The following is a 21,424-nucleotide window of genomic DNA, read 5'->3' as shown; positions in this document are numbered from 1 at the left end:
AGGCCCGGCGTGCTGTGCGACATATATTTGTTTCGTGTCCGCCCCAGAAAAATCGATGCGCTCTGCCTGGCAGAAGTATCTGATGATCCCCAAGCTCGCCCGGCTGTCCCGTTCCGCCCCCAGGGACAGACCCCTGGCGTGGGACAAGTACTGGGCGGGGATCCACGCCACCGGGGCGGGCGGCGAGGTTTTGTGGGATTCCGGCGGGGACCATGAGTTCCTGGGCTACCGGGACGTGTTGCTGCGCCATCTGGATCCGGAACTGCCAGTGGTTGATGTGGGCTGCGGACACGGCAGTTTCACCCGCGCGTTGGCCGGGATCTTCCATGAGGTGATCGGGGTGGACGTATCCGCCCATGCCGTGGCCCGTGCCCGCGCCGAAACCGACGTGGAGGAAAACCAGGCAGCCGGAGTGCGTTACGACGTCCGGGACATGACCGCGCCGGGGGCAGCACTGGGCCTGGCCGATGAACGCGGCGCGAACGTGTTCATCCGCGGCGTGCTCCACGTGCTGGGTCCTGCTGATCAGGCTGCGATGGTGGAGAATCTTCGCGTCCTTGCCGGCAGCCGCGGAACGGTCTTCCTCGCAGAGACCAACTTCCAGGGCAACCGCCTGGACTACGTCTCACACTTGGGCGCAACGGCAAAGGGCATCCCTGCCCCGCTGGAACGGGCCATCCGGGAACTGCCGATGCCAGGGCATTTTGGCCCTGCCGAGCGCTCCCGCGTCCTGCCCGCGGAGAACTGGGAGCTGCTCGAGGAGGGCGCCGTTTCCATCGAGACCAACCCCATGACGGATGTGGCCGCCCAGAGCCTGATCCCGGGCTACTTCGCGGTGCTGCGCCCACGGCGCTAGCCGTCCCTTAACGGCCGCCCTGCGCGGCGTACCCGGGCCCACCCCTTGACATGGAGGCTGGTCGGGAGGCTCCATGGTAAGTAGACTTACTAGTTACCTCCAGGGGAAAGGATGGCCACCATGGCACAGGACAAAGGCAACAAAACGCGCGAAGCTGACGCGGACCGGGATGAGGAAGATCTCGGCCCAGGGCCCGATGGCGGCAAGGTGCGGACCGGCCCCGAGTCATCGAAATCCCTGAAGTATTCACAGGAAGTCACCTCCACCGAGGACGAGCCGGAGCGCGAGGGCCGCAGCCTGGTCACCACGCATCACGAAGTCATCAGGCAGTGGGCCGAGGACCGTGACGGCGTCCCTGCCACGGTGGAGGGCACTGAGCACGGCGACCATCTTGGCGTGCTGCGGATCGACTTCGGCGGCGAAAACGACAAGCTTCGCCACATCAGCTGGGAGGAATGGTTCGAAACCTTCGATTCCCGCGGGCTGAACTTCATTTACCAGGAACAGCGCAGCGACGGCCAACAATCGAATTTTTTCCGGCTGGAAAATCCCGGCCGGGAAGACGCCTAAGCCGCATCCGTCCTGCCGTACCCGAAAGACCAGCACCGGACCACCTCCGGCGCTGTCCCGTCATCGGCAGGCGCAAAACCTACAGGAACTACAATGCGCGAACTTATCCCTTCCGGTTCCCTCCGCGGGATGCTGCTGCCGCCCACCTACGGCCGGCACGTCACGGATTCCACCGCTTTCACGGTACTGTCCGTGGAAATCTGGTCCACCGGCCTGGTGGTCAACATCCAGCTGGCCTCGGACAACGAACCGGAACCGGCCATCATCCTCCAGGACCACTTCGGCACCGAGTATTCGCTGCAAAAGTCGGTGACCGTGGGGTCCAGGAACCTCCAGGTCTTCACCCCCTCGGTGCCTCCCGGGACCAGGAGCCTGACGGTCAGGTCGTCCGATGACTCCCACCCCCGGCCGGTGGTGACCTTCGCTGTCCCGCTCATGGCAGTGCGGGACCCCCTGCCTGAAACGAACGACGGCGGGTACCCCATGCCGCCGGAACTTCGCCGCCCCGCCTGATTGCCCAGCAGCCCAGCCTGATACCAAGAGGAGCCACTATGCAGGACACCACGCGTTTTAGCCCCACTACCGCCATCGTCACCGCATCAGACTCCGGCATCGGCAAAGCCACAGCCGTTGCCTTGGCCAGGGCGGGTATGGATGTGGGCGTCACCTGGCATTCGGACAAAGAAGGTGCCGAGGCCACGGCGGAAGAAATCCGCGGCCTGGGGCGCAAAGCGGTGGTACGCCAACTGGACACGACAGACCTCCGGGGCGCCGGGGGCGTCATTGACGAACTGGCGGAAGAACTCGGCGGTGTGGATGTCTTTGTGAACAACGCCGGGACCGGAGACGGAACCAAGTTCCTGGACCTGGACGTGGAAACGTGGATGCAGACGCTCGACACCAACCTTAACGGCGCCTTCGTCTGCCTGCAGGCCGCAGCCCGGCGCATGGTCCAAGCCGGCAAGGGAGGGCGGCTGGTGGCGGTCACCAGCGTTCACGAATTCCAGCCGCGCGTGGGATCGTCCGCCTACGATGCCTCCAAGCACGGGTTGGGCGGGCTCATGAAGACCCTTGCCCTGGAACTCGGCGAATATGGCATCACGGCCAACAGCGTGGCCCCCGGCGAAATAGCCACCCCCATGACGGGGCAGGAGGATGAAGATCCCACCACCAAGGACAGGCCCGGAGTTCCCTTGGGCCGGCCTGGCGACGCCAGGGAAATCGCGGCTGTCATCGCCTTCCTCGCCTCGCCCGCCTCCAGCTACGTCACCGGAGCGTCGTGGGCTGTCGACGGCGGCATGCTCCAGATGGGTCCGCAGGGCGGGTCCCATATCACCAGCCACGAATGGCGGCAGGGATAGTCGGCAGTGGCTAAGTTCGCGTACTGAACGAGGGGCCGCGCCTCCCAAGCTGGCGCGGCCCTGCGGCGTTTTCTCCGGCAGTCGTCCGTGTTACGGAAAGGGCAAACGCTTCCCTGACTGTGGCTGGCATGATGGAGCCCATGCGCATTCTTATTGCTCCGGACAAGTTCAAGGGTTCCCTTACCGCCGCTGAAGCGGCCGCCGCAATTGCCGAGGGCGCACTGCGCGTCTATCCCGACGCCGTCGCCACGCAGTTCCCCATCGCCGACGGCGGTGAGGGCACGCTGGAAGCCGCCGTGGCGGCCGGTTACGAGGAGCGCATCAACGCCGTGGTGGGCCCCATCCTTGCTCCCGTGGGCGCGGCATGGGCCATGAGGAAGGCCGACGACGGCCGGATCACCGCGGTGATCGAAACTGCCCAGGCCTCCGGCCTTGCCGGGATGGAGCCCACCCCCGCGAATGCCCTGCGCGCCCACAGCTACGGCTGCGGGCAGCTGATTGCGGCCGCCCTGGACGCGGGCGCCACCGAAATCGTGCTGGGACTTGGCGGATCGGCAATGACCGACGGCGGCAGCGGCGCCCTGCGTGCTCTGGGCCTGAAGCCGCTGGATGCGGCCGGAAACGTAGTGCCGCTGGGCGGCGGCTCGCTCGCGGATGTCGTGGGGCTTGACACCTCCGCGATCGATCCCCGGCTTTCCGCCACCACCTTCCGCATCGCCGTCGACGTGCGGAACCCGCTGTACGGAACGCTGGGAGCAGCCCGCGTCTTTTCCCCGCAGAAGGGCGCCGACGAGGAGGCCGTGGAACTCCTCGACGCCGGGCTGCGCAACTGGGCGTCCCTCCTGCGGGAGGCGACGGGCCGGGACGTCAACGTCGAGGGAGCGGGCGCGGCCGGCGGCTTCCCGGCGTCGTTCCTTGCCTTCACTGACGCCGCGCTCGAAGGCGGCTTTGCGCTGGTGGCGGGCCTGACCGGTTTGGCGGACCAGCTCGCCGCAGCAGACCTGGTGATCACCGGAGAAGGCTCCATGGACAGCCAGTCTCTGACTGGAAAGGCCCCGATTGCGCTCGCGGACGCGGCCCGTGAACAGGGTATTCCGGTGATCGTGGTGGCGGGCCGGATCCTGGTGACTCCCGAAGACCTCGCCGGCCATGGCGTGGTTGCCGCCGCCCAGTTGCTGGACGTGGCATCAAGCCCCCAGGACGCGGTGGCCAACGCCGCCAAGTACCTGGCCTGGGCCACAAGCCAGGTACTCGAGGGCGCCTAGCTAGACGATGGTGGTGTTGCGGCGGCGGCGCCAGATCAGGATCGCGATCAGGACCGCAATGGCCACCGCGCCGATGACCCACGGGGTGTAGTCCAGCCGCCTGGACTCGTTTTGCGCGGATTCACCCGTCCCCGGATTGGCCGGGCCCGTGGAAGCGGTGTCCCCGGGAGAAGGCGTGGGAGATGCTGCGGACAGCGTCACCGCTCCTCGGGAAAACCCCGCGCTCCCGCGGGCAGGCGTGGCCTGGGCTGCGGGGGCTGCCCCGGCTGTTTGTGCTGATTGCGCCGATTGTGTGGCCGGGGCGGCCTGTGCAGCTCCGGCCGAAAGCGCCGGCGCGCCGAGGAGCAGCAGGGCCATCAGGGTTGTCCTCAAAAGTGTCCGCATGAAAGTTCTCCTGTCGTAGTCAAGTGGCAAGGGCCAAGTTGCAAGTGGCCATTCGGTCAAAAACAAGTGGTCAAGGGTCAAAAAGCAAAGGGCGTCGAAGCCGGATGTGCCGCCCGCGGCTACCGCGCGGCCGTGGCGCGCCTGTTCAGGTGCAATGGGACGTAGACCAGCAGGACCACCAGCACGGCCAGGAGCACGCCGCCTGCTGTGAGTCCGGCTGACCGTCCGGCCGTGACGTCAAAGACCAGCGCGGCAGTTCCGGCGCTCAGCAGGCCGATGCCGGCCAAGGCGATCTTGGTGATGGCATCAGCGCTGGAAACCAGCGTTTCCTTGAGCCGCTTCCGGAAGAGCCGCCGGTGCACGCTGACGGGGAGGAGGATGAAGGCAGTGGTCAGGGCGGCAATCACCACGTTGACCAGGTACAGGCCAACCTGGAAGCCATCAAGCTTTTCGAAGCGCGACTGGAAGGGCAGGGTCAACAGGAAGCCGGCGAGGATCTGCACCCCCGTCTGAAGTACCCGCAGCTCCTGCAGAAGCTCCGCCCAATTGCGGTCCAACTGTTCCTCGCGGGTCTCGTTCCTGCCCGTTCTGCCGGTGTAGTCCTCCACGTCAGACATCGCCTCTCCCTCCTGCCCCAACCAGTCCTGCATATCTTTCTACTCCTCAGCTACCCACAAACAAGGGCAATCTTGCGCCGAGCCAGCCATTTGGTAAGTTTACTGATTATCCGCACTGAGCGGTGGACTTTGCTCCTCCGGCCGGGATAGCTTCGAAGGGCTGGTGCATGTGCCCTTCGAAAACCCCCTCAGTGGTGAACGAATGCAGTGGAACCGACACAGTGAGTAGGCGGACTATGAGCGAGACGGACAAGCAGACAGACCAGCCAAAGGATCCCCGGGGCGGCTACCACTCAGGCCCCTTCCCGGAGCAGGAGCAGAAACAGCCCGGCCTCACGGCGCCCATGGAACCCAAGCCGGACCACGGGGAACTCAGCTATGAGGGGCACGGAAAACTGCAGGGCAAGGCCGCGCTGATCACCGGCGGAGATTCCGGCATCGGCAAGGCGGCGGCCATCGCGTTCGCCCGCGAAGGAGCCGATGTTGCCATCTCCTACCTCCCCGAGGAGGAAGAGGATGCCCAGGACACTGCGGACTGGATCCGGAAGGCGGGCCAGCGCGTCCTCCTGTTCGCCGGCGATGGCCGCGAGGAAGAGTTCAGTACCCGGATTGCTGACGAAACCGCTGCGGAATTCGGCCGCCTTGACGTGGTGGTGCTGAACGCCGCCTACCAAAAGAACCGGGAGAGCCTGGAGTCACTGCCCACGGAGGAGTTCGACCGGGTCTTCAAAACCAATCTCTACTCCCTGATGTGGACCGCCCGGGCTGCCGTGCCCCATCTCAAGCCGGGCGCTTCGATCATTACCACCGCGTCCATCCAGGCGTTTAACCCTTCGCCGGGCCTGATCGACTATGCCATGACCAAGGCGGCCCAGGTAGCGTTCACCAAGGCCTTGGCACAGGAACTTGGCGCCAAGGGAATCCGGGTAAACGCCGTGGCGCCGGGGCCCATCTGGACCCCTTTGATTCCTGCTACCGAGTGGCCGGAGAAGCTTCCGAAGTTCGGGCAGGACACCCCGCTGGAACGGGCCGGCCAGCCCGCTGAGCTTGCCGCGGCCTATGTCCTGCTGGCCTCGGAGGACGGGTCCTACATTTCCGGGGCAGTACTGCCGGTGACCGGCGGAAAGGGGCTCTGACCGCCGTCGTCGCAGTTCAGCTTTTATCCCACAGTTTTCAGCTTTGATCCAACGTCCAACGCATGGCATCCAACCCACAGCAGGAGGAATAATGACGCAGGAAAACCAGCAGGCGCAGCCGGAAACTGATCCGGGCGGCTACGGTACCCCCACCGCAGAGCAGGAACTCGGCGGAGCGCAGGGGTCAGGAAACGGCCCGGCGACAACGGGTGACGGCGGGGCTGGCGGCGCGGACACTAACGAGCCTCAGACCGGCACCGGCTCCGATCCCGTGCCCCATGACATGGCTCTTCCCTCCAGTGAAGCTGAGATCGACGAGAATAACGACGACTCCAAGGGGTCCGCTCCGGTCTCCTCCGAGTCCGGGCAGGAAGCAACAGGTATCCCCGACGGCAGCGGCAACGACCTGCCGCGGGAGGAATCACCCAACGACGACGGAGGCGAGAGCTTCGACGCCGGCTGATACTGCCGCCGCGGCTGGTTGAGCCCGGCGCGCCGGCCATTGCAGGCCTCCGCCTGCTGCCCCATCCGGCAGCGGCGGGGGCCTTCGCCCTGTCCGGCATAGTTCCCCGGGATGTGGGTACAGAAGACGAGGATACCCGTTTGTTAGCTAGGCCGATCCAAGGCGCCAGGAGGTGGGCTGTGAGCAGGAGATCTTCAGAACAGTGGGCACGGCGGGGTGGAGTGCCGGACCAGGTGGCAGTGGACGTGCTGGTTCCGACCTGCAACCGGCCGGCCGAGTTGGCGGTAACGCTGGCAGGCCTGGCAGGACAGCCGGACCCTGACTTCCGGGTGGTGGTCAGCGACCAGTCCATCGACGCCCCCGGTTGGGAGCACCCGGCCGCCGCGGCAATGGTCCGTGTCCTGGAAGCCCAGGGGCGGCCCGTCACGCTGGTGCGGCACCTGCCGCGGCGGGGACTCGCTGAGCACCGCCAGTTCCTGCTGGACCAGTCAACGGCAGGGAAATGCCTCTTCCTTGACGACGACGTGTGGCTGGAGCCAGGAGCCCTGGACCGGCTCAGCGCTGCTCTTGATGAGTTGGATTGCGGGTTCGTGGGGATGGCGCCGCAGGGCTTGTCCTACCTGGGTGACCGGCGGCCCAAGGAAACAGCGGGTTTTGAGAAGTGGGATGGTCCGGTGACGCCTGAACGCGTCCGCCCGGGCGCGTCGGGGTTTGACCGCTGGCCGCTTCACAATGCCGCCAATCTCAGCCACCTCAGCGCCGATCTTTCCCTGGCGCCGGGGGAGTGGCTGCCTTACAGGGTGGCCTGGCTCGGCGGGTGCGTGCTGTACCGGCGGGAAGCGCTGAATGAGGCAGGAGGCTTCAGGTTCTGGCCCAGCCTCCCGGCGGATCACGCAGGCGAGGACGTGGTTGCCCAGTGGCAGGTCATGGAGAAGTACGGCGCCGCAGGCATCCTGCCTTCGGGGGCCGTCCACCTGGAGTCCCCCACCACGGTGACGGACCGGCGTGTGGAGGCCTACGACGTCGTCCTGAGCGAAAGTTCGACGGCCTAGGCAGTCGACAGCGCCGTCATTGCCTCGGCAGGGAACTTGGCCTGGTCCTCCCACTTGCAGGGCCGTACGACGTATTCTGGAACAAGAAGGTTTTGCAGTAGGCCGGAGCGCTAGAACAAGGCGTGGAACATGGCCGCTGAACCCGCGGGGCAGGTCGCTTGGGGACCACCTCCATTCACCCCGGAGCCGGTTTTCGACAGCAAGGATGTTGAGGACTACCTCTGGGAAGTCACCCATGAGTTCATGAGGGACATCCAGGGTGAGCGCCGCGGGATTGGCTGGGCCGCTACCCTTTTCCGGCTCGGGAAGGCACGCACCCTCGCCGCCAGCAACGACCAGGCACGCGACGCGGACCGGGAGCAGTGTTCCTTCGCGGACGGGCCCGTCATCGAGGCCCTGCGGAGCGGCGGGTTCGTGCTGCTGTCCGACGTCAGCCGGGACCGTCGCTGGCCAGGGTACGCAGATGCCGCGGCCGGCCACGGCGTGCAGTCGTTGCTGTCCGTGCCCATCCTCTCAGAGGGCATCAGCAGCGCTGCCATCAACCTCTACGCCTCCTCGCCCCATACGTTTACCAGCGACGACCTGCTCCGGTCCCAGAGCTACGCACGGCAGGTTGCACGTGCGCTGCGCGTGGTGGTTCGGGTGGCCGAGCGTGCGGAAGCCGCCGCAGGGATCGCTGTTGCCCAGAGCTCGCTGGTGCTGGTGGACCTGGCGGTGCGAAGCCTGATGGACGAATACGGGCTCAGCCGGGAGGGGGCCCTGCGGTTCCTGCAGCGTGAGGCTCTGCATCACGAACTGGACCTTCGTGCTGCCGCCCTCAATGTTGTGGTGCCAGGACCAGGGAGGGACCCTTCACTGCCCCGGCGGGAAACGGCCGACGACGTTGAGGACTTCCGCCTGGTGGCTCCGGCGGAGATGGACCAACCGTCCGTCCCCGCGGCTGCGCGGGAAACAAGGTCTTCCACCGCGGCGAAAGGACGGCCGGCATGACCACCAACCAGCAGGAAACCAGGCCTGGACGTCCCCCCGCCGAACGGCACCCCTGGCACCGCTTCGTCGCCCTCGGCGACTCCTACACGGAAGGTATCGGTGACCCGGAGCCACGCAGCATCGGCGGGTTCCGCGGCTGGGCTGACCGCGCCGCGGAGGAACTCGCCATCGGCCAGCCTGACTTCGCCTACGCCAACCTCGCCGTGCGGGGGATGGTGCTCCAGGAAATTATCGACACTCAACTGGCGCCGGCCCTCGCGCTGAAGCCAGACCTGGCAGCGATGTCCGGCGGCGGCAACGACATCGTCTTCCGGCGCGGAGACCCGGACAAACTAGCCGAGAAAATGGACCAGGCGGTAGGCCTGTTGGCGGAAACAGGTGCCACGGTGATGTTGTTCGCCGGGCCGGACTGGGGCAGCACACCGGTGCTGGGGCAAACCCGGGGGAGGCTGGCAATCTACAACGAGCACCTGCACACCATCGGCATGCGCCATCAGGCAGTCGTGGTGGACTTGTGGTGCCTTCCGGCGCTCCACGATGGCCGGATGTGGGACAGGGACCGGCTTCACCTGTCACCCCTGGGCCACCACGTTGTTGCCGTTGCTGCCTTGGATGCGCTCGCAGTGCCGCATTCCCTGAGGCCCCTGCATCCGCGCCCGGTTCCCTCGCATGGCTGGACCCAGGCCAGGGCCGAAGACCTGATCTGGGCGAGGCAGTACCTCTTCCCCTGGGTCCTGCGGAGGCTGCGGCCCCACGGCGGGGAGACCCTGCTTCCCAAGCGGCCGCTGCCCGGCCCCGTGTTCGGCCTTGGCCGCGGGAGCATCGACTCACACGACGTCGCCTAGCCCTGCGTTAACGCTTTTTGGGCGCCCGCTTCGCCGCCGCGTTCATGGCCGCCTTGGCCGCCGGAGGAAGCCCAACCTGGTCCGTTTCAGGCTCGGCAACGGTGCCACGGGCCTTCGCAATGGCCTTCATGCCGTGGTAGATCACCAGCGCTGCGGCCGAACCCAAAGCGATGCCCGTGAACTTGAGCTCGCCGATGGTCCAGGTGTAATCCGCGATGCCGATGATCAGGGCGACGGCGGCGGTGGTCAGGTTCACCGGGTTGGAGAAGTTCACCTTGTTCTGCACCCAGATCTTCACGCCCAGGACGCCGATCATGCCGTAAAGCATGGTGGCTGCGCCGCCAAGCACACCCGGCGGGACCGTAGCAATCAGCTCGCCGAACTTGGGCGAGAAGCTCAGCAGGATGGCAAAGATGCCGGCCACCCAGTACGCCGCCGTCGAATACACCTTCGTGGCGGCCATAACGCCGATGTTCTCCGCGTAGGTGGTGGTGCCGGAACCGCCGCCGAAACCGGCCAGGACCGTGGCGGCGCCGTCGGCCATCAACGCCCGGCCCGAGACGCCGTCGAGGTTCTGGCCCGTCATGGCAGCCACTGACTTCACATGTCCGATGTTCTCGGCCACCAGCACCAACACCACGGGGACAAACAGGCCAAGGACGCCGAGGTGGAACTCGGGAGCCTGGAACTGGGGCAGGCCCACCCAGGCAGCGGCGTCCATCTTTTCGTAGCTCACCTCACCGCGGAGCATGGCCGACAGGTAGCCCACCACTACGCCCACCAGGATGCTCAGGCGGCCCAGGATTCCCCGGAACAGGACGCTGACCAGGATGATGGTAGCCAGCGTGATCACGGCGGTGACCGGGGCGGCGTCGAAGTTGTTCTTCGCGGCCGGGGCGAGGTTGAGGCCGATCAGCGCCACGATCGCGCCGGTCACAATGGGCGGCATCAGCCGGTTGATCCAGCCGGCGCCGAACTTCTGCACCACGGCGCCCACCAGGGCCAGCGCGGCGCCGGCCAGCACCACGCCGCCCAGCGCGCCCGGAACCCCGAACTGCTGCTGGGAAGCCATGATGGGGGCGATGAACGCGAAGCTCGAACCCAGGTAGCTGGGCACCCGGCCCTTGGTGATGAGCAGGAACAGCAGCGTGCCGATGCCAGAGAAGAACAGGGTGGCGGCCGGCGGCATGCCGGTGATGATGGGCACCAGGAAGGTGGCGCCGAACATGGCCACCACGTGCTGCATTCCCACGCCGATGGTCAGCGGCCAGGCAAGCCGCTCGTCCGGCGCCACCACGTGCCCCGGCTTGATGGACTTACCGGTTCCGTGCAGCTTCCATTTGATTCCGAGCATGCTCATGAGCGGAGGCCTTTCACAGGGGGTTGCCGCGGTGGGCGAAGATCACCTGGCTCCAGAATACCGCCAAGCTTTCCGCCCCGGCCCGGCGGTTTCCCCCTGACTGCTGCTGTGGGTAACGTCACGCGCCGTCACGGGAAGAGGACGGGAGTAGTTGAAGTTGCAACTATGGAAAGCGAAGAGGCCACCCCGGCACGCGGGGCGGCGCAGCGAGAGGTACGCCAATGACCATTGCCCACGAAGAAGCGGTTATCGATTCGGCCGCCGTCGACGCCATTTTCGCCCAGGCCCGCACCGCCAACTCCTTCACCGGAGAAGTGACCGACGAGCAGGCACAGGCCATCTACGAGCTGACCAAGTACGGTCCCACCGCCTTCAACTCCCAGCCCCTGCGCGTGACGTACGTCCGGTCGGCCGAAGCCCGCGCCACCCTCGTTGACGCCCTCGCCAACGGGAACAAGGCCAAGACCGCCTCCGCGCCGCTTGTGGCCATCCTGAGCTACGACACCGACTGGGCAGAGCAGTGGGACAACTTCCTCCCCGGCTACAACGCCCCGAAGGCCATGTACGACGCCAACCCGGAACTGGCCGCCGCCACGGGCAACAACAACGCCCACCTCCAGGCCGGCTACTTCATCCTGGCCGTCCGCTCCCTCGGCTTCGCGGCCGGCCCCATGACCGGTGCGGATTTCGCCGCGATTGACCAGGCCTTCTTCCCGGCCGGCGACCAGAAGAGCTTCCTGGTGGTCAACATCGGCCAGCCCGCGCCGGACGCCTGGGGCGAAGCCAAGCCCAAGTTCTCCTACGACGACGTCGTCCGCACCGTCTAAACCAGACGCGCCATCACTTCCTGCGTGTTTTCCACCCACGCTCCATCACTTCCATGCTCCTCAGGCGCGGTAGGTGATGGAGCGTTTGTGTTTAAGGTGCGGAATCTGATGGCGGGTGGCCCCGGTGGGAAGATGGGCAGATGCGGAACCTGATCCTGGTTGCCTTTGTCGAGCCCGTCACGCAAGGGCAGGTATTCCTGCGGACGCAGTGGCCGCTGCACATCACGCTGGTGAGGTTCGACGTCGGGACCACAGAGGATGCCGACCCTGCGGCCCGCATCGCAGCACTTGCCGAACACCCGGCCCAAGCAGCCCTCGGCGCCGCCCTCACAGTGGGGAAGGACGCAGGATTCGGCCGGAACGGGTCCGTGCCCGTGAGCCTCATCGAGCCGCAGCCGGACCTGCAGGCCCTGCACGAACGGCTGGTTGCCGCGGCGAGCAGCCTGGGCGGCAGGATCCTCACGCCCGCCCACACGCTGTCCGGCTTCCGGCCGCACGTTTCACATCAGGGTGACAGGCGGCTGAACCCGGGGGACGACGTCGTGCTTGACCGGATCGCGCTGGTGGACATGGCGCCGGACGGTGACCGTACCGTCCGGCGCGTCCTCCGGCTCTGGAGCCGGGATGAAGCAGCCGGTGGCCAGCCGGGTTAGGCGATGACGCTGTCCACCAGGGCCTTGGCTTCGGCCTGCACTTGCTTGAGGTGCTCCTCGCCCTTGAAGGACTCGGCGTAGATCTTGTAGACATCCTCGGTGCCGGACGGGCGGGCGGCGAACCAGGCGTTCTCCGTGACCACCTTCAGCCCGCCGATTGACGCGCCGTTGCCTGGTGCTTGGGTGAGCTTGGCCGTGATGGTCTCGCCTGCCAGTTCAGTGGCGGTAACGTCCGACGGCGACAGCTTGCCGAGTGCCGACTTCTGCTCGCGCGTGGCGGCCGCGTCGATGCGGGCGTAGACCGGCGCGCCGAACTGGTCCGTCAGGCCCTTGTAGAGCTGTGAGGGAGACTTGCCGGTGACGGCCGTGATCTCCGAAGCGAGCAGGGCCAGCAGGATGCCGTCCTTGTCCGTGGTCCAGACGCTGCCGTCCAACTTGTTGAAGGAGGCACCGGCTGATTCCTCGCCGCCGAAGGCGCCCTCGCCGGAGAGCAGCCCGGGCACGAACCACTTGAAGCCCACCGGAACCTCCACGAGCTTCCGGCCCAGGCTCTCGGCAACACGGTCGATGATGGAGGAGGACACCAGGGTCTTGCCCACCACGGAGGCGGGGTTCCAGCCGCTGCGGTTGCGGTACAGGTAGTCGATGGCCACGGCGAGGTAGTGGTTCGGGTTCATCAGGCCACCCACTCCATCAACAACAGGTGTGACGATGCCGTGCCGGTCCGCGTCCGCATCGTTGCCGGTGGCGACGTCGAAGACCGGCTGGCCGGAAGATGACGCGTCTGCCATGCGCCGGATCAGGGAGGCCATGGCGGCTGGCGAGGAGCAGTCCATCCGGATCTTCTCGTCCCAGTCCAGGGTCATAAAGGCCCACTGCGGGTCCACCGTGGGGTTGACCACGGTGAGGTTCAGCTGGTGGCGCTCGGCGATCTCGCCCCAGTAGTCCACCGACGCGCCGCCCATGGGGTCGGCCCCGATGCGGACGCCGGCTTCGCGGACGGCGTCCAGGTTCAGGACGGAGGGGAGGTCGTCCACGTAGCTGCTGAGGAAGTCGAACTTGCCGGTGGTGTCCGCGGCCAGCGCGTCAGCGACAGCAATGCGCTTTACGCCCCGGAGATCGTTTTCGAGCAGTTCATTGGCGCGGTTGGCGATCCAGCCGGTGGCGTCCGAATCGGCGGGGCCGCCGTGGGGAGGGTTGTACTTGAAGCCGCCGTCAGCCGGCGGGTTGTGGCTCGGCGTGACCACGATGCCGTCAGCCTGGGGAGCGCCTGCACCGGCGTTCCGGTTGTAGGTGAGGATGGCGTGGCTCAGCGCCGGAGTGGGGGTGTAGCCGTGGCGGGCGTCGATGAGGACCTGGACGCCGTTGGCGGCAAGCACCTCAAGGGCCGAGTTCTGGGCCGGCTCGCTCAGCGCGTGGGTGTCCTTGGCCAGGAACAGCGGCCCGGTGACCCCCTCGGCCGCCCGGTACTCAACAATCGCCTGCGTGATGGCCACAATGTGCTTCTCGTTGAACGATCCTTTGAGGCTCGAACCGCGGTGCCCGGACGTGCCGAACACCACGCGCTGGCCGGGATCACCCAGGTCCGGCGTGATGTCGTAATACGCGTCAAGGAGCGCAGTAATGTCAACAAGGTCCTGGGGTTGGGCAACTGTGCCCGCGCGGCTAGCCATGGGACCAGCATGCCAGACGGGAGCCACGGTCAAAACGACCCGTCCAAAAACAAGCCCCTGTGTCCGGCCCTGTGACGGGACTGCGTCATCAAAGGCGTGGGCCATGAGAGGCAGGCGGCCACCGGCATGGCCCCCTCAAGCAAGTAGCCCACCTGAGTACTGGCCCCGCAAAGTACTTATATACCGCTGCGTGACCGTCCTGTTACTTTCGACAAATCGGGCGGAATGCCCGGAGCAAAAGGACGACGGCGGCCTTCCGCCGTCGTTTCGCCGGCAGGAAAGCAGGGGGCGGCCATGGGGGCAGGGGACGGAGCTGCAGAGCAGTCCAGGCTGGCGGCTGAACGGGTTGCCAGGCTGAAGCGCCGGCTCGAGCAGGCCGAACACAGCACCAAGGCGTGGGACGCCGGCGCCGTTGGGGAACGCGTGGTGGCGGAAAAGCTCAGCGAACTGGTGCCGCGCGGCTGGTACCTCCTGCACGATGTCCACTGGCCGGGCCGGCCGAAAGCAAACCTGGACCACGTCCTGGTGGGGCCCGGTGGCGTAGTGGTGGTGGATGCCAAAAACTGGACCGGAGAAGTCAAAGTCTCGTCCGGCGTGCTGTGGCAGGGCCGCTACGCCCGCACCCAGGCGGTGGAGGGGGCACTGGCCCAATGCGCCGCCGTCGCCTCCGTCCTGGCACCGCCGCACCGCCGGATGGTGCGGCCCCTGATTTGTATGGCTGCCCAGCCGGACCTCTTTGGCGTGACCAACTCGGATGTTGCCGTGGTGGGCGCCCAGCGGGTGGTGGGCGCCATCGAGGCGTTGCCGCCCGTGCTGGACCAGCAGACTGTGGTGGGGCTCTACGCACACCTCGGACAGCAGCTCACGCATGAACAGGAGCCCGGCATCACCGCCTTCCGGAACGTGCGGCCCGGGACGGTGGTGAAACCCGCGGACCCGCGTCCCACGACTCCACGTGCCGGCGGCCAGGGTCCCGCAGCCGGCAGCCACCCAGGTTCGGAAGCGCCGCCGCCCGTGCCTGCGCGATCTGTGGTGCCACGATCCACGTCACCCCGTTCCTCCTCGCAGCATCCCGCCCCGGCCCGGTCCGGGTCCTCTCGGTCCGGGCCATCGCGCGCCGGGTCAGCCAGTCCGGCAAGCCGCGGGAATCTTTCGAAGGGGGCGTCCACAGGGCGGAACGCCGAGGGGCGCCAGCGCGGTGCCACAGGCTGGGGCCGGCTTGCCCTCCTCGCGGCGTTCGTCATCTTTGCTGTGTACGTGCTGCCATATCTGGGGCGTTGACCTGGCGGCGGTAGGCTGGAAGCAAAACTTCCAGGGGGAAAACCTTGACTGACCAGCCCGCCCACCGGCCTGAATCCCAACAGCCTCACGGCAGCACGCCGCCTGGCTTCGAACCGCCGCGGTTCTCGCCGCCGTACGGTTCCGAAACCCCGTCCCGCCCCGAGTACGGGCAGTCCAGTGACGGACCGGGCGGTTACGGGCAGGGGAACTACGGACCGGGGAACTACGGGCAGGACGGCTACGGAAAGCAGTACGAAGATCAGGCCCAGTACGGCGGCTACAACCAGGCGCCGAGCCCGTACCACCAGGCGGGCCCGTATACCCAGCAGGCCAGCCCCTACGGCCAGCCCGCGTACTACGGCATGCCGGCCGAACCGAAGACACTCAGCATCGCCAGCATGGTGTGCGGCATCGCCTCAGTGATCATGGGCTGGATCCTGCTGCCGCAAATCGCCGCCATCGTCACGGGCCATCTGGCGCTCAAGCGTGAGCCGGCCGGCAAGGGCATGGCCATCGCCGGGCTGGTGTTGGGTTACCTGTGCCTCTTGGGATACGGGGCCTTCTGGCTGCTGGTCATCATTGGCCTCGCCATTGCCAGCTCCTCCACCGGCTCGTCCTACACCTTCTGACGGCGACCCAACTGAGGGGCGCCGAGTGCCGTCTTGAAGCGTCAAAACGGCACTCGGCGCTACTTGGTTGGCAACGGGACCAGGTGAGGGACGCACGCTGGCCCGGTCCCGCCGTCGTCCCTTCAGCCTTTGGCGACTGCCGGGGCCGGAAGGATCTCCGCCGGGTGCTCCGGATAGATTGATTCGGCCGGGGCACGGTTGGTGGCCTTTGCCCACGGGTAGTAGACGGCGAGAGTGACGGCGATCCCCACCAGCCAGGAGATGTCGGCACCGCCCAGCCACTTGGTAACCGGGCCGGTGTACAGTGCCTGCGCGAGGAACGGGATTTGGACCACCACGCCCACTCCGTAAGAAACCAACGCTGCCGTGTTCCACCGGCCATAGCGTCCGTCCGGGTTGTACAGCGCCGGGATGTCCAGCCGGTCGCGGGAAATCTTGTAGTAGTCCACCAGGTTGATCACGGACCAGGGCGTGAACACCATCAGCAACAGCAGGACGAAGTTCTTGAACAGGTTCAGGAAGTCCTTGCTCGCGAACAGCGCGATGAGGACGCTGGCCGAGATGACGGCGATGATAAAAACGATCCGCAAGGTCCTGGACACCGTGTCCTTGCGGTTGACAGCGGTGCTGATGGTGACGCCGCACATAAACGCGCCGTAGGCGTTCAGGCAGTTGACGGTGAGCTTTCCAGTGACGATCACCAGGTAGATGAAGACCGCGACCAGGCCGCCGCCGGCGAGGTCGCCCATGTAGCCCACCTGGTTTTTGAGGAAGTCGCCGCCCAGTTTCGCGGCGGACAGGCCGCCGGCGAGGGCGCCCAGGGTCATGGCCCACTGGGCGCCGCCCACTGAGCCTGCGAACGTGTACCAGAACGTCTTGCGTTCTGAGGTGTGGGCGGGAAGGTAGCGGGAATAGTCGGCCACGTACGGCCCGAATGTCAGCTGCCAGCCGGCGCCCAGGGCGATGGCGGTCAGGAAGGTGGGCCATTCGAAGCCCTTGACCATCATGATCTGGGTGATGTCAAACTTCGTGAGGACGGCGATGGTCAGGTAGAGGAAGCCGGCGAGCCCCATGACGGTGGCGATGCGGCCGAGGGCGTGGATGTACTTGTATCCGAGGATCGCCAGCAGGGCCGTCGCTGCACCGAAGATGAGGATGCCGACGGCGGGGGCCTCCGCGCCCAGCATCAGGTTGATGGCCTGGCCGGAGAGGACGGTTCCGGTGGAGGCGAACCCTACGTACATCAGGATCACGAGAGCCAAGGGGATCACTGCCCCGTAGACGCCGAACTGCGCCCGGCTGGAGATCATTTGCGGCAATCCCAGCTTCGGTCCCTGGGCCGAGTGGAGGGCCATGACGGCGCCGCCCACGATATTGCCCACCAGCAGTCCCACAATGGCCCAGAACGCGTCGGCACCAAAGACAACGGCGAGGGCTCCGTCAACGATGGCCGTGATCTGGGCGTTGGCGCCGAACCAGAGCGTGAACTGCCCCCGGGGGTGGCCGTGGCGCTCGCCGGGCGGAATCATTTCGATCGATCGTGCCTCAACGGCACTGCTTGCTGCGGCCATGGCCAACACTCCTTGGGTGATAAAACGTAGGTTCCATCACACTGGGTCTGCGGCCCGAAGAGAACAGCAAACAGCGCCGGTCTGTCCGGTGTACCAGACAGCCTGGCGTGTCGCGGCGCAGCCGGAGTGTTTAGGCGCTGTCGCAAGCTACTGCGGGGGTTGTGCTGCCTGCGCTTTCTGTCCTGCCCTGCGTGGCCCCGGCTTTTACCTTCGCTGGGCAGAGCGGGCGCGGTGGGCGTTCCTGCGGAGCTGCAGGATCCGGGCGCCGCCTGCCATGGCCACCAGGACGCCTCCGGATACGCTCGCGATAAACAGGGCCATTCCCAGCGGGACGAATCCTTCAAGCCCGAAATAGCGGACGGCCACCTGTTCCTGGTTTTGCAGGATAAAGATGATCAGCAGGATCAGGAGTACCAGGGCGGCCACGACGGCGGCCCATACCACTCCGGCCCGGGTCACCGGCAGCTGATCGGCAGCAGGCCGGGTGGGAGTTGCCGACGTTGAATCCTGGACCGGCGTCCCGCCAGCGGTGCCCGGCGTCCCCGTGCCGGTGCCCGTGCCGGTGCCCAAGGCCCCGGGCGCGGTGCCCGTGCCGTTGCCCCCAGGCGTATCCGCGCGGGCAGGTGTTCCGGCAGGCGGGTTGGTCTCGGCGTAATGTCCGGTGGGTTCCGGCTGTCCGGCCGGCGGGTAGTTTCCGGTGCTCATGCTGATTCCCTTCCCAGGATTCCTCTGCGCGTGATACTAAGCATGCTTATGTTCCTACCCTAGTAGGTGTCCTTCGAACAGCACAACGGGAGGGGCTTCCAGCCAGAGCCGGGGACGCACTAGCTATGCGCTGCTAAAGCGGCACTCCGAAGAGGCGGCATTCGATAAGGCGGCACTCCGGAAAGCGGCATTCCGATGAGGCAGTGGCCCTTCTGCGCAATGCATGGGCAGATTCGCAGATGCTGCCGGTGGTTCTTCAGGACAGGCTGCGCGTGGTTCCGGAAACGCTGCGCTAAGTTCCGGAGATCCGTTCTGCGTGTTCCTGCTCCCGGGCGGTCAGTGTCGCCGGGCCGCTTGCCAGCAGGCTCCAGCGGGAGACGGTGCCGTCCGGCCTGTCGAATGCGCCCAGTGCCAGGGCGCCGTCGATGAACCTCCGCACATCGCCTTCATGCCGGGGCTCAGTGGCGAAGATAATCCGCAGCGCAACGGCGTCCCCGTCCCGGGACCAGCCTGTGTGATGCGCGGCCAGCGGACACGGCGGCGGGTGTTCCCAGCTCCCGCACAAAGCGGCAGTGATGGCGGCACCAGGAGCGGCAGGATCAGCGGCAGGGCCATCCATAAGCAGGGTGGCCGTGTGCACATACTGTCCGTTCACTCGCTCATCCCTTCGTCACCCCATTCGTCCCTTGGTCCGGCAACATTCTTCATGCCGCGGCCATCCGATCTTCGCCATTAGAAAGGAAGGGGCTCCGCTGGAGTCCCTTCCTTCGTATTACACCGTTAGGCGTCAGACCCTCTCTTTGCTCTTTTCAGCCGAGGGGGTGCGGGGCCTAGGCGTCCTGCGCCAGTTAGGAAATGCCCAGAACGTGAAGTCCTGCGCCTTGACCGGCTTCTCCGGAGTTTCCACCGGGGTTTCCTGCTTCGCCTCGGGCTGGTGCTCAGTTTCCTTCCTGATGCCCCACCCGAAGTCCTTGCTGGATGAATAGCACATCACAGGCCTCCTCATAGTGACTGCCCTTTAATCGTCCTCCTGATCCGTGCAGGAGTCGAGGTGCCTGACGATATGAGATTCCCGGTGCAGGAGATGACGCAGGCGTCGGATGCAGGGCAACAGTCCGGAGCGGTGAAGCCCGGAGCGCTAGAAGCCCAGCTGCCTGGCCACCTGCAGCAGGAGCGCTTCGGAACCCATGGGCCCCACCAACTGGATGCCCATCGGGAGCCCTTCGCCGGTCGTCCCGCCGGTCCAGTGGACGGGGACGGTAATGGCTGGCAGGCCGCACACGTTGACCATCGAGGACCACGGCGCGAATTCGCACTGTTTCCGGTAGTCGCCGTCGGCATCCCCTGCCCAGTGGGCTGCAGGCCAGGGGGCACCGCCGTGTGCCGTTCCGGTGAACCAGCCGATGGGACGCGGCGTCTGCGCCAGCGCCGGCATCAGCAGCAGGTCCCACTGGGCGTACTGCGTCACCGTGTCCCGCTCAAACTGCCGCAGGAACGCCAACGCTTCGTTCAGTTTGGCGGGACTGCGCTGCTGGGCCCGACGGCGGAAAGTGCGGGTCAGCGGTGCCAGCAGGGCTTCGCGGTGAGGACTGATGCGGGCCGCACCCACTGCCGCTGTCCACGCAGTGGTGAACGCGTCGGGGTAGCGGTTGTCGTAGCGGATGCGTGCGTCGCTGATCGAATGCCCAGCGTCTTCCAAAAGTTTTTCGCCCGCCCGGAGCGCGTCCAAGGCCTCCTGGTCCGGGACAAACGGGAACGTGCCGGCCCACGGGCTGTCCAGCGTAACGCCGATCCGCAGCCGCGGGGGTTCCTTTTCCGCCGCTTTGAGGTAGCTGTTCTCCGCGGGCCCGGCGGGGACGAGTGCGTCCAGCATCAGGGCTGCGTCGGCAGCGCTGCTGGCCAAGGGTCCGGCCACCACAAGCCGTGCAGGATCGCCCAGGCTCTCTCCGCTGGGCACAAGGCCCCGGCCCGGCTTCAGGCCTACCAGCCCGCATGCGGCCGCGGGAATGCGGATGGAACCGCCGCCGTCGGTGCCGGGCGCGAAGGGAAGCAGTCCTGCGGCCACGGCTGCGGCGCTGCCGCCGGAGGATCCTCCTGAACTCCTGCTTGGAGCGTGCGGATTGCGTGACGGCGGCGCCACGCGGTTTTCGCTGTAAGCCGTCAGGCCAAATTCCGGCACCTGCGTCTTGCCCAGGGAAATCGCTCCGGCTTCCTTGAGGAGCGCCACCAAAGGCCCGTCACTGACCGCCGGTTTGTGGTCCAGGGCGGCACTGCCATGGGTGGTCACTACACCGGCCACGTCAGTGAGGTCCTTGAAAGCCAAGGGCATGCCGTGCAGGAGCGGGAGCTCGTCCTGATCGGCGCGGAACCGGAAGGCGTCTGCGGCGCGGGCGCCGGCCATGGCCTGCTCGGCCGTGACAGTGACAAACGCGCCCAGCAGGGGATTCTGCTCATCAACCCTCGCGAGGAAGTGGGCGGTGGCTTCGGCGGCGGAGACCTCTCCTTTGCGGAGGCTGTCCCTCAGCGCGACGGCGGGCAGTTCGTGGAGCTCAGCCAAGGTACAGCTGCCCCAGGTCAAGGTCCAGGTCCAGGTCCAGGTCCAGGTCCCTGCCCGGCCTGGCGGAGCGCCGGCGCGGGCGCGCGGATTCCCGGGAATCCTTCGGGATGGCCGCGGGATGAGCTGCAGGCAAGGTTCCTCCCAGGGTTCTTGCTGAAACGTGGTTCCACGAGCCTAACGCGCGGTGCTTCCGGGAAGGCAAGGGTGCGGGGTGGCAGGCCGGGGGACTAATCCCGGAGGCGGGGACTAGGCTTAAAGCCGAACCACGATCTGCCAGACAGGATTTCCCATGAGCGATTTCGATACCGTCCGTGTCAACGACATCCCCGACGAGGCCGCGATCCTGGATGTCCGGGAGGACTACGAATGGGTGGCCGGCCATGCCGACGGCGCCCTCCACATCCCCCTGGACCAGTTGCCCGCCCGGTTGAATGAACTCGATCCGGACCAGGACCTCTATGTCATCTGCAGGACCGGTGGCCGGTCCTTCCGTGCTGCGCAGTGGCTGACGGGCCAGGGATATACCGCAATCAATGTCTCCGGCGGCATGGACCAATGGCTGGAGGCGGGAAAGCCCCTGGTCTCGGACAACGGCCTCAAGCCCCTGGTGCTCTAGCCCGAACGCTTTT

At 66.5% G+C, this 21,424-nt stretch carries 24 protein-coding genes; 15 read left to right on the top strand and 9 right to left on the bottom strand.

Annotation, left to right across the window (positions count from 1 at the left end):
• Window positions 1–55 precede the first annotated feature (55 nt).
• The 5 genes from AC5RVY_RS07980 (at window position 56) to AC5RVY_RS07960 (ending at window position 4,052) form a co-directional block, all read left to right on the top strand.
• Window positions 56–856 (top strand): class I SAM-dependent methyltransferase, encoded by an 801-nt coding sequence (locus tag AC5RVY_RS07980; protein ID WP_493954279.1) that lies wholly within the window; start codon window positions 56–58, stop codon window positions 854–856.
• Window positions 857–976: 120 nt separating this feature from the next.
• Entirely contained in the window at window positions 977–1,426 is a 450-nt protein-coding gene (locus tag AC5RVY_RS07975; protein WP_493954154.1) for a hypothetical protein, read from the top strand.
• A 93-nt stretch (window positions 1,427–1,519) separates the two neighbouring features.
• On the top strand, window positions 1,520–1,939 hold the full coding sequence (locus AC5RVY_RS07970; protein WP_493954153.1) for a hypothetical protein: 420 nt from the start codon (window positions 1,520–1,522) through the stop codon (window positions 1,937–1,939).
• A gap of 38 nt (window positions 1,940–1,977) precedes the next feature.
• Window positions 1,978–2,787 (top strand): SDR family oxidoreductase, encoded by an 810-nt coding sequence (locus tag AC5RVY_RS07965; RefSeq protein ID WP_493954152.1) that lies wholly within the window; start codon window positions 1,978–1,980, stop codon window positions 2,785–2,787.
• Window positions 2,788–2,927: 140 nt separating this feature from the next.
• Complete coding sequence (locus tag AC5RVY_RS07960) at window positions 2,928–4,052, top strand: glycerate kinase (RefSeq protein WP_493954151.1); 1,125 nt, start codon at window positions 2,928–2,930, stop codon at window positions 4,050–4,052.
• On the opposite strand, the gene AC5RVY_RS07955 is transcribed toward AC5RVY_RS07960, so the two are convergent.
• Window positions 4,053–4,436, bottom strand: coding sequence for a LuxR family transcriptional regulator (locus tag AC5RVY_RS07955; RefSeq protein WP_493954150.1), 384 nt, complete (start codon window positions 4,434–4,436; stop codon window positions 4,053–4,055).
• A gap of 119 nt (window positions 4,437–4,555) precedes the next feature.
• Window positions 4,556–5,053: a DUF6328 family protein gene (locus AC5RVY_RS07950; RefSeq protein ID WP_493954149.1), complete on the bottom strand. Its 498-nt coding sequence runs from the start codon at window positions 5,051–5,053 to the stop codon at window positions 4,556–4,558.
• 236 nt (window positions 5,054–5,289) lie between these two features.
• Here AC5RVY_RS07950 and AC5RVY_RS07945 point away from each other — a divergent pair, with 236 nt between their 5' ends.
• From AC5RVY_RS07945 to AC5RVY_RS07925, 5 genes are all read left to right on the top strand, one after another.
• Complete coding sequence (locus AC5RVY_RS07945; RefSeq protein ID WP_493954148.1) at window positions 5,290–6,189, top strand: SDR family oxidoreductase; 900 nt, start codon at window positions 5,290–5,292, stop codon at window positions 6,187–6,189.
• Between the two features lie 91 nt (window positions 6,190–6,280).
• Window positions 6,281–6,652 (top strand): hypothetical protein, encoded by a 372-nt coding sequence (locus AC5RVY_RS07940; protein ID WP_493954147.1) that lies wholly within the window; start codon window positions 6,281–6,283, stop codon window positions 6,650–6,652.
• Between the two features lie 179 nt (window positions 6,653–6,831).
• Window positions 6,832–7,704 carry a glycosyltransferase family 2 protein gene (locus AC5RVY_RS07935; RefSeq protein WP_493954146.1) on the top strand — a complete coding sequence of 291 codons (873 nt, stop codon included), beginning with the start codon at window positions 6,832–6,834 and terminating at the stop codon, window positions 7,702–7,704.
• Between the two features lie 129 nt (window positions 7,705–7,833).
• Entirely contained in the window at window positions 7,834–8,694 is an 861-nt protein-coding gene (locus AC5RVY_RS07930; RefSeq protein WP_493954145.1) for a GAF domain-containing protein, read from the top strand.
• The gene (locus tag AC5RVY_RS07925) at window positions 8,691–9,539 is read left to right on the top strand and encodes an SGNH/GDSL hydrolase family protein (RefSeq protein WP_493954144.1); all 849 of its coding nucleotides are present in this window, start codon (window positions 8,691–8,693) and stop codon (window positions 9,537–9,539) included. Before AC5RVY_RS07930 ends, AC5RVY_RS07925 begins: the two co-directional genes overlap by 4 nt.
• A 7-nt stretch (window positions 9,540–9,546) precedes the next feature.
• On the opposite strand, the gene AC5RVY_RS07920 is transcribed toward AC5RVY_RS07925, so the two are convergent.
• A complete protein-coding gene (locus AC5RVY_RS07920) occupies window positions 9,547–10,899 on the bottom strand; it encodes a uracil-xanthine permease family protein (RefSeq protein ID WP_493954143.1) in 1,353 nt (450 codons plus the stop codon).
• A 221-nt stretch (window positions 10,900–11,120) separates the two neighbouring features.
• On the opposite strand from AC5RVY_RS07920, the gene AC5RVY_RS07915 reads away from it, so the two are divergent.
• Together AC5RVY_RS07915 and AC5RVY_RS07910 are read left to right on the top strand one after the other, a co-directional pair.
• A complete protein-coding gene (locus AC5RVY_RS07915; RefSeq protein WP_493954142.1) occupies window positions 11,121–11,726 on the top strand; it encodes a malonic semialdehyde reductase in 606 nt (201 codons plus the stop codon).
• Between the two features lie 140 nt (window positions 11,727–11,866).
• Entirely contained in the window at window positions 11,867–12,379 is a 513-nt protein-coding gene (locus tag AC5RVY_RS07910) for a 2'-5' RNA ligase family protein (RefSeq protein WP_493954141.1), read from the top strand.
• Here AC5RVY_RS07910 and pgm read toward each other — a convergent pair.
• On the bottom strand, window positions 12,376–14,052 hold the full coding sequence (gene pgm, locus AC5RVY_RS07905; RefSeq protein WP_493954140.1) for a phosphoglucomutase (alpha-D-glucose-1,6-bisphosphate-dependent): 1,677 nt from the start codon (window positions 14,050–14,052) through the stop codon (window positions 12,376–12,378). The two genes, AC5RVY_RS07910 and pgm, sit on opposite strands and share 4 nt — an antisense overlap.
• A 294-nt stretch (window positions 14,053–14,346) precedes the next feature.
• Here pgm and AC5RVY_RS07900 point away from each other — a divergent pair, with 294 nt between their 5' ends.
• The gene (locus tag AC5RVY_RS07900; RefSeq protein WP_493954139.1) at window positions 14,347–15,333 is read left to right on the top strand and encodes a nuclease-related domain-containing protein; all 987 of its coding nucleotides are present in this window, start codon (window positions 14,347–14,349) and stop codon (window positions 15,331–15,333) included.
• A gap of 44 nt (window positions 15,334–15,377) precedes the next feature.
• The gene (locus AC5RVY_RS07895; protein ID WP_493954138.1) at window positions 15,378–15,962 is read left to right on the top strand and encodes a DUF4190 domain-containing protein; all 585 of its coding nucleotides are present in this window, start codon (window positions 15,378–15,380) and stop codon (window positions 15,960–15,962) included.
• Window positions 15,963–16,084: 122 nt separating this feature from the next.
• Here AC5RVY_RS07895 and AC5RVY_RS07890 read toward each other — a convergent pair whose 3' ends face one another.
• The 5 genes from AC5RVY_RS07890 to AC5RVY_RS07870 form a co-directional block, all read right to left on the bottom strand.
• Entirely contained in the window at window positions 16,085–17,533 is a 1,449-nt protein-coding gene (locus AC5RVY_RS07890) for a purine-cytosine permease family protein (RefSeq protein ID WP_493954137.1), read from the bottom strand.
• Window positions 17,534–17,737: 204 nt separating this feature from the next.
• Window positions 17,738–18,238 carry a LapA family protein gene (locus AC5RVY_RS07885; protein ID WP_493954136.1) on the bottom strand — a complete coding sequence of 167 codons (501 nt, stop codon included), beginning with the start codon at window positions 18,236–18,238 and terminating at the stop codon, window positions 17,738–17,740.
• Window positions 18,239–18,530: 292 nt separating this feature from the next.
• Window positions 18,531–18,893, bottom strand: a complete 363-nt coding sequence (locus AC5RVY_RS07880) for a hypothetical protein (RefSeq protein WP_493954135.1) — start codon at window positions 18,891–18,893, stop codon at window positions 18,531–18,533.
• Window positions 18,894–19,376: 483 nt separating this feature from the next.
• Entirely contained in the window at window positions 19,377–20,795 is a 1,419-nt protein-coding gene (locus AC5RVY_RS07875) for an amidase (RefSeq protein ID WP_493954134.1), read from the bottom strand.
• The gene (locus AC5RVY_RS07870; protein WP_493954133.1) at window positions 20,788–20,928 is read right to left on the bottom strand and encodes a hypothetical protein; all 141 of its coding nucleotides are present in this window, start codon (window positions 20,926–20,928) and stop codon (window positions 20,788–20,790) included. The genes AC5RVY_RS07875 and AC5RVY_RS07870 overlap by 8 nt, the downstream gene beginning before the upstream one ends.
• A gap of 156 nt (window positions 20,929–21,084) precedes the next feature.
• On the opposite strand from AC5RVY_RS07870, the gene AC5RVY_RS07865 reads away from it, so the two are divergent.
• Window positions 21,085–21,411: a rhodanese-like domain-containing protein gene (locus AC5RVY_RS07865; RefSeq protein ID WP_493954132.1), complete on the top strand. Its 327-nt coding sequence runs from the start codon at window positions 21,085–21,087 to the stop codon at window positions 21,409–21,411.
• Window positions 21,412–21,424 lie beyond the last annotated feature (13 nt).

The sequence above is a fragment of the Arthrobacter sp. Ha26 genome, from assembly GCF_059091705.1.
Note: the sequence above shows the minus strand (reverse complement) of the source record. Positions and strands in the feature narration are given on the sequence as shown.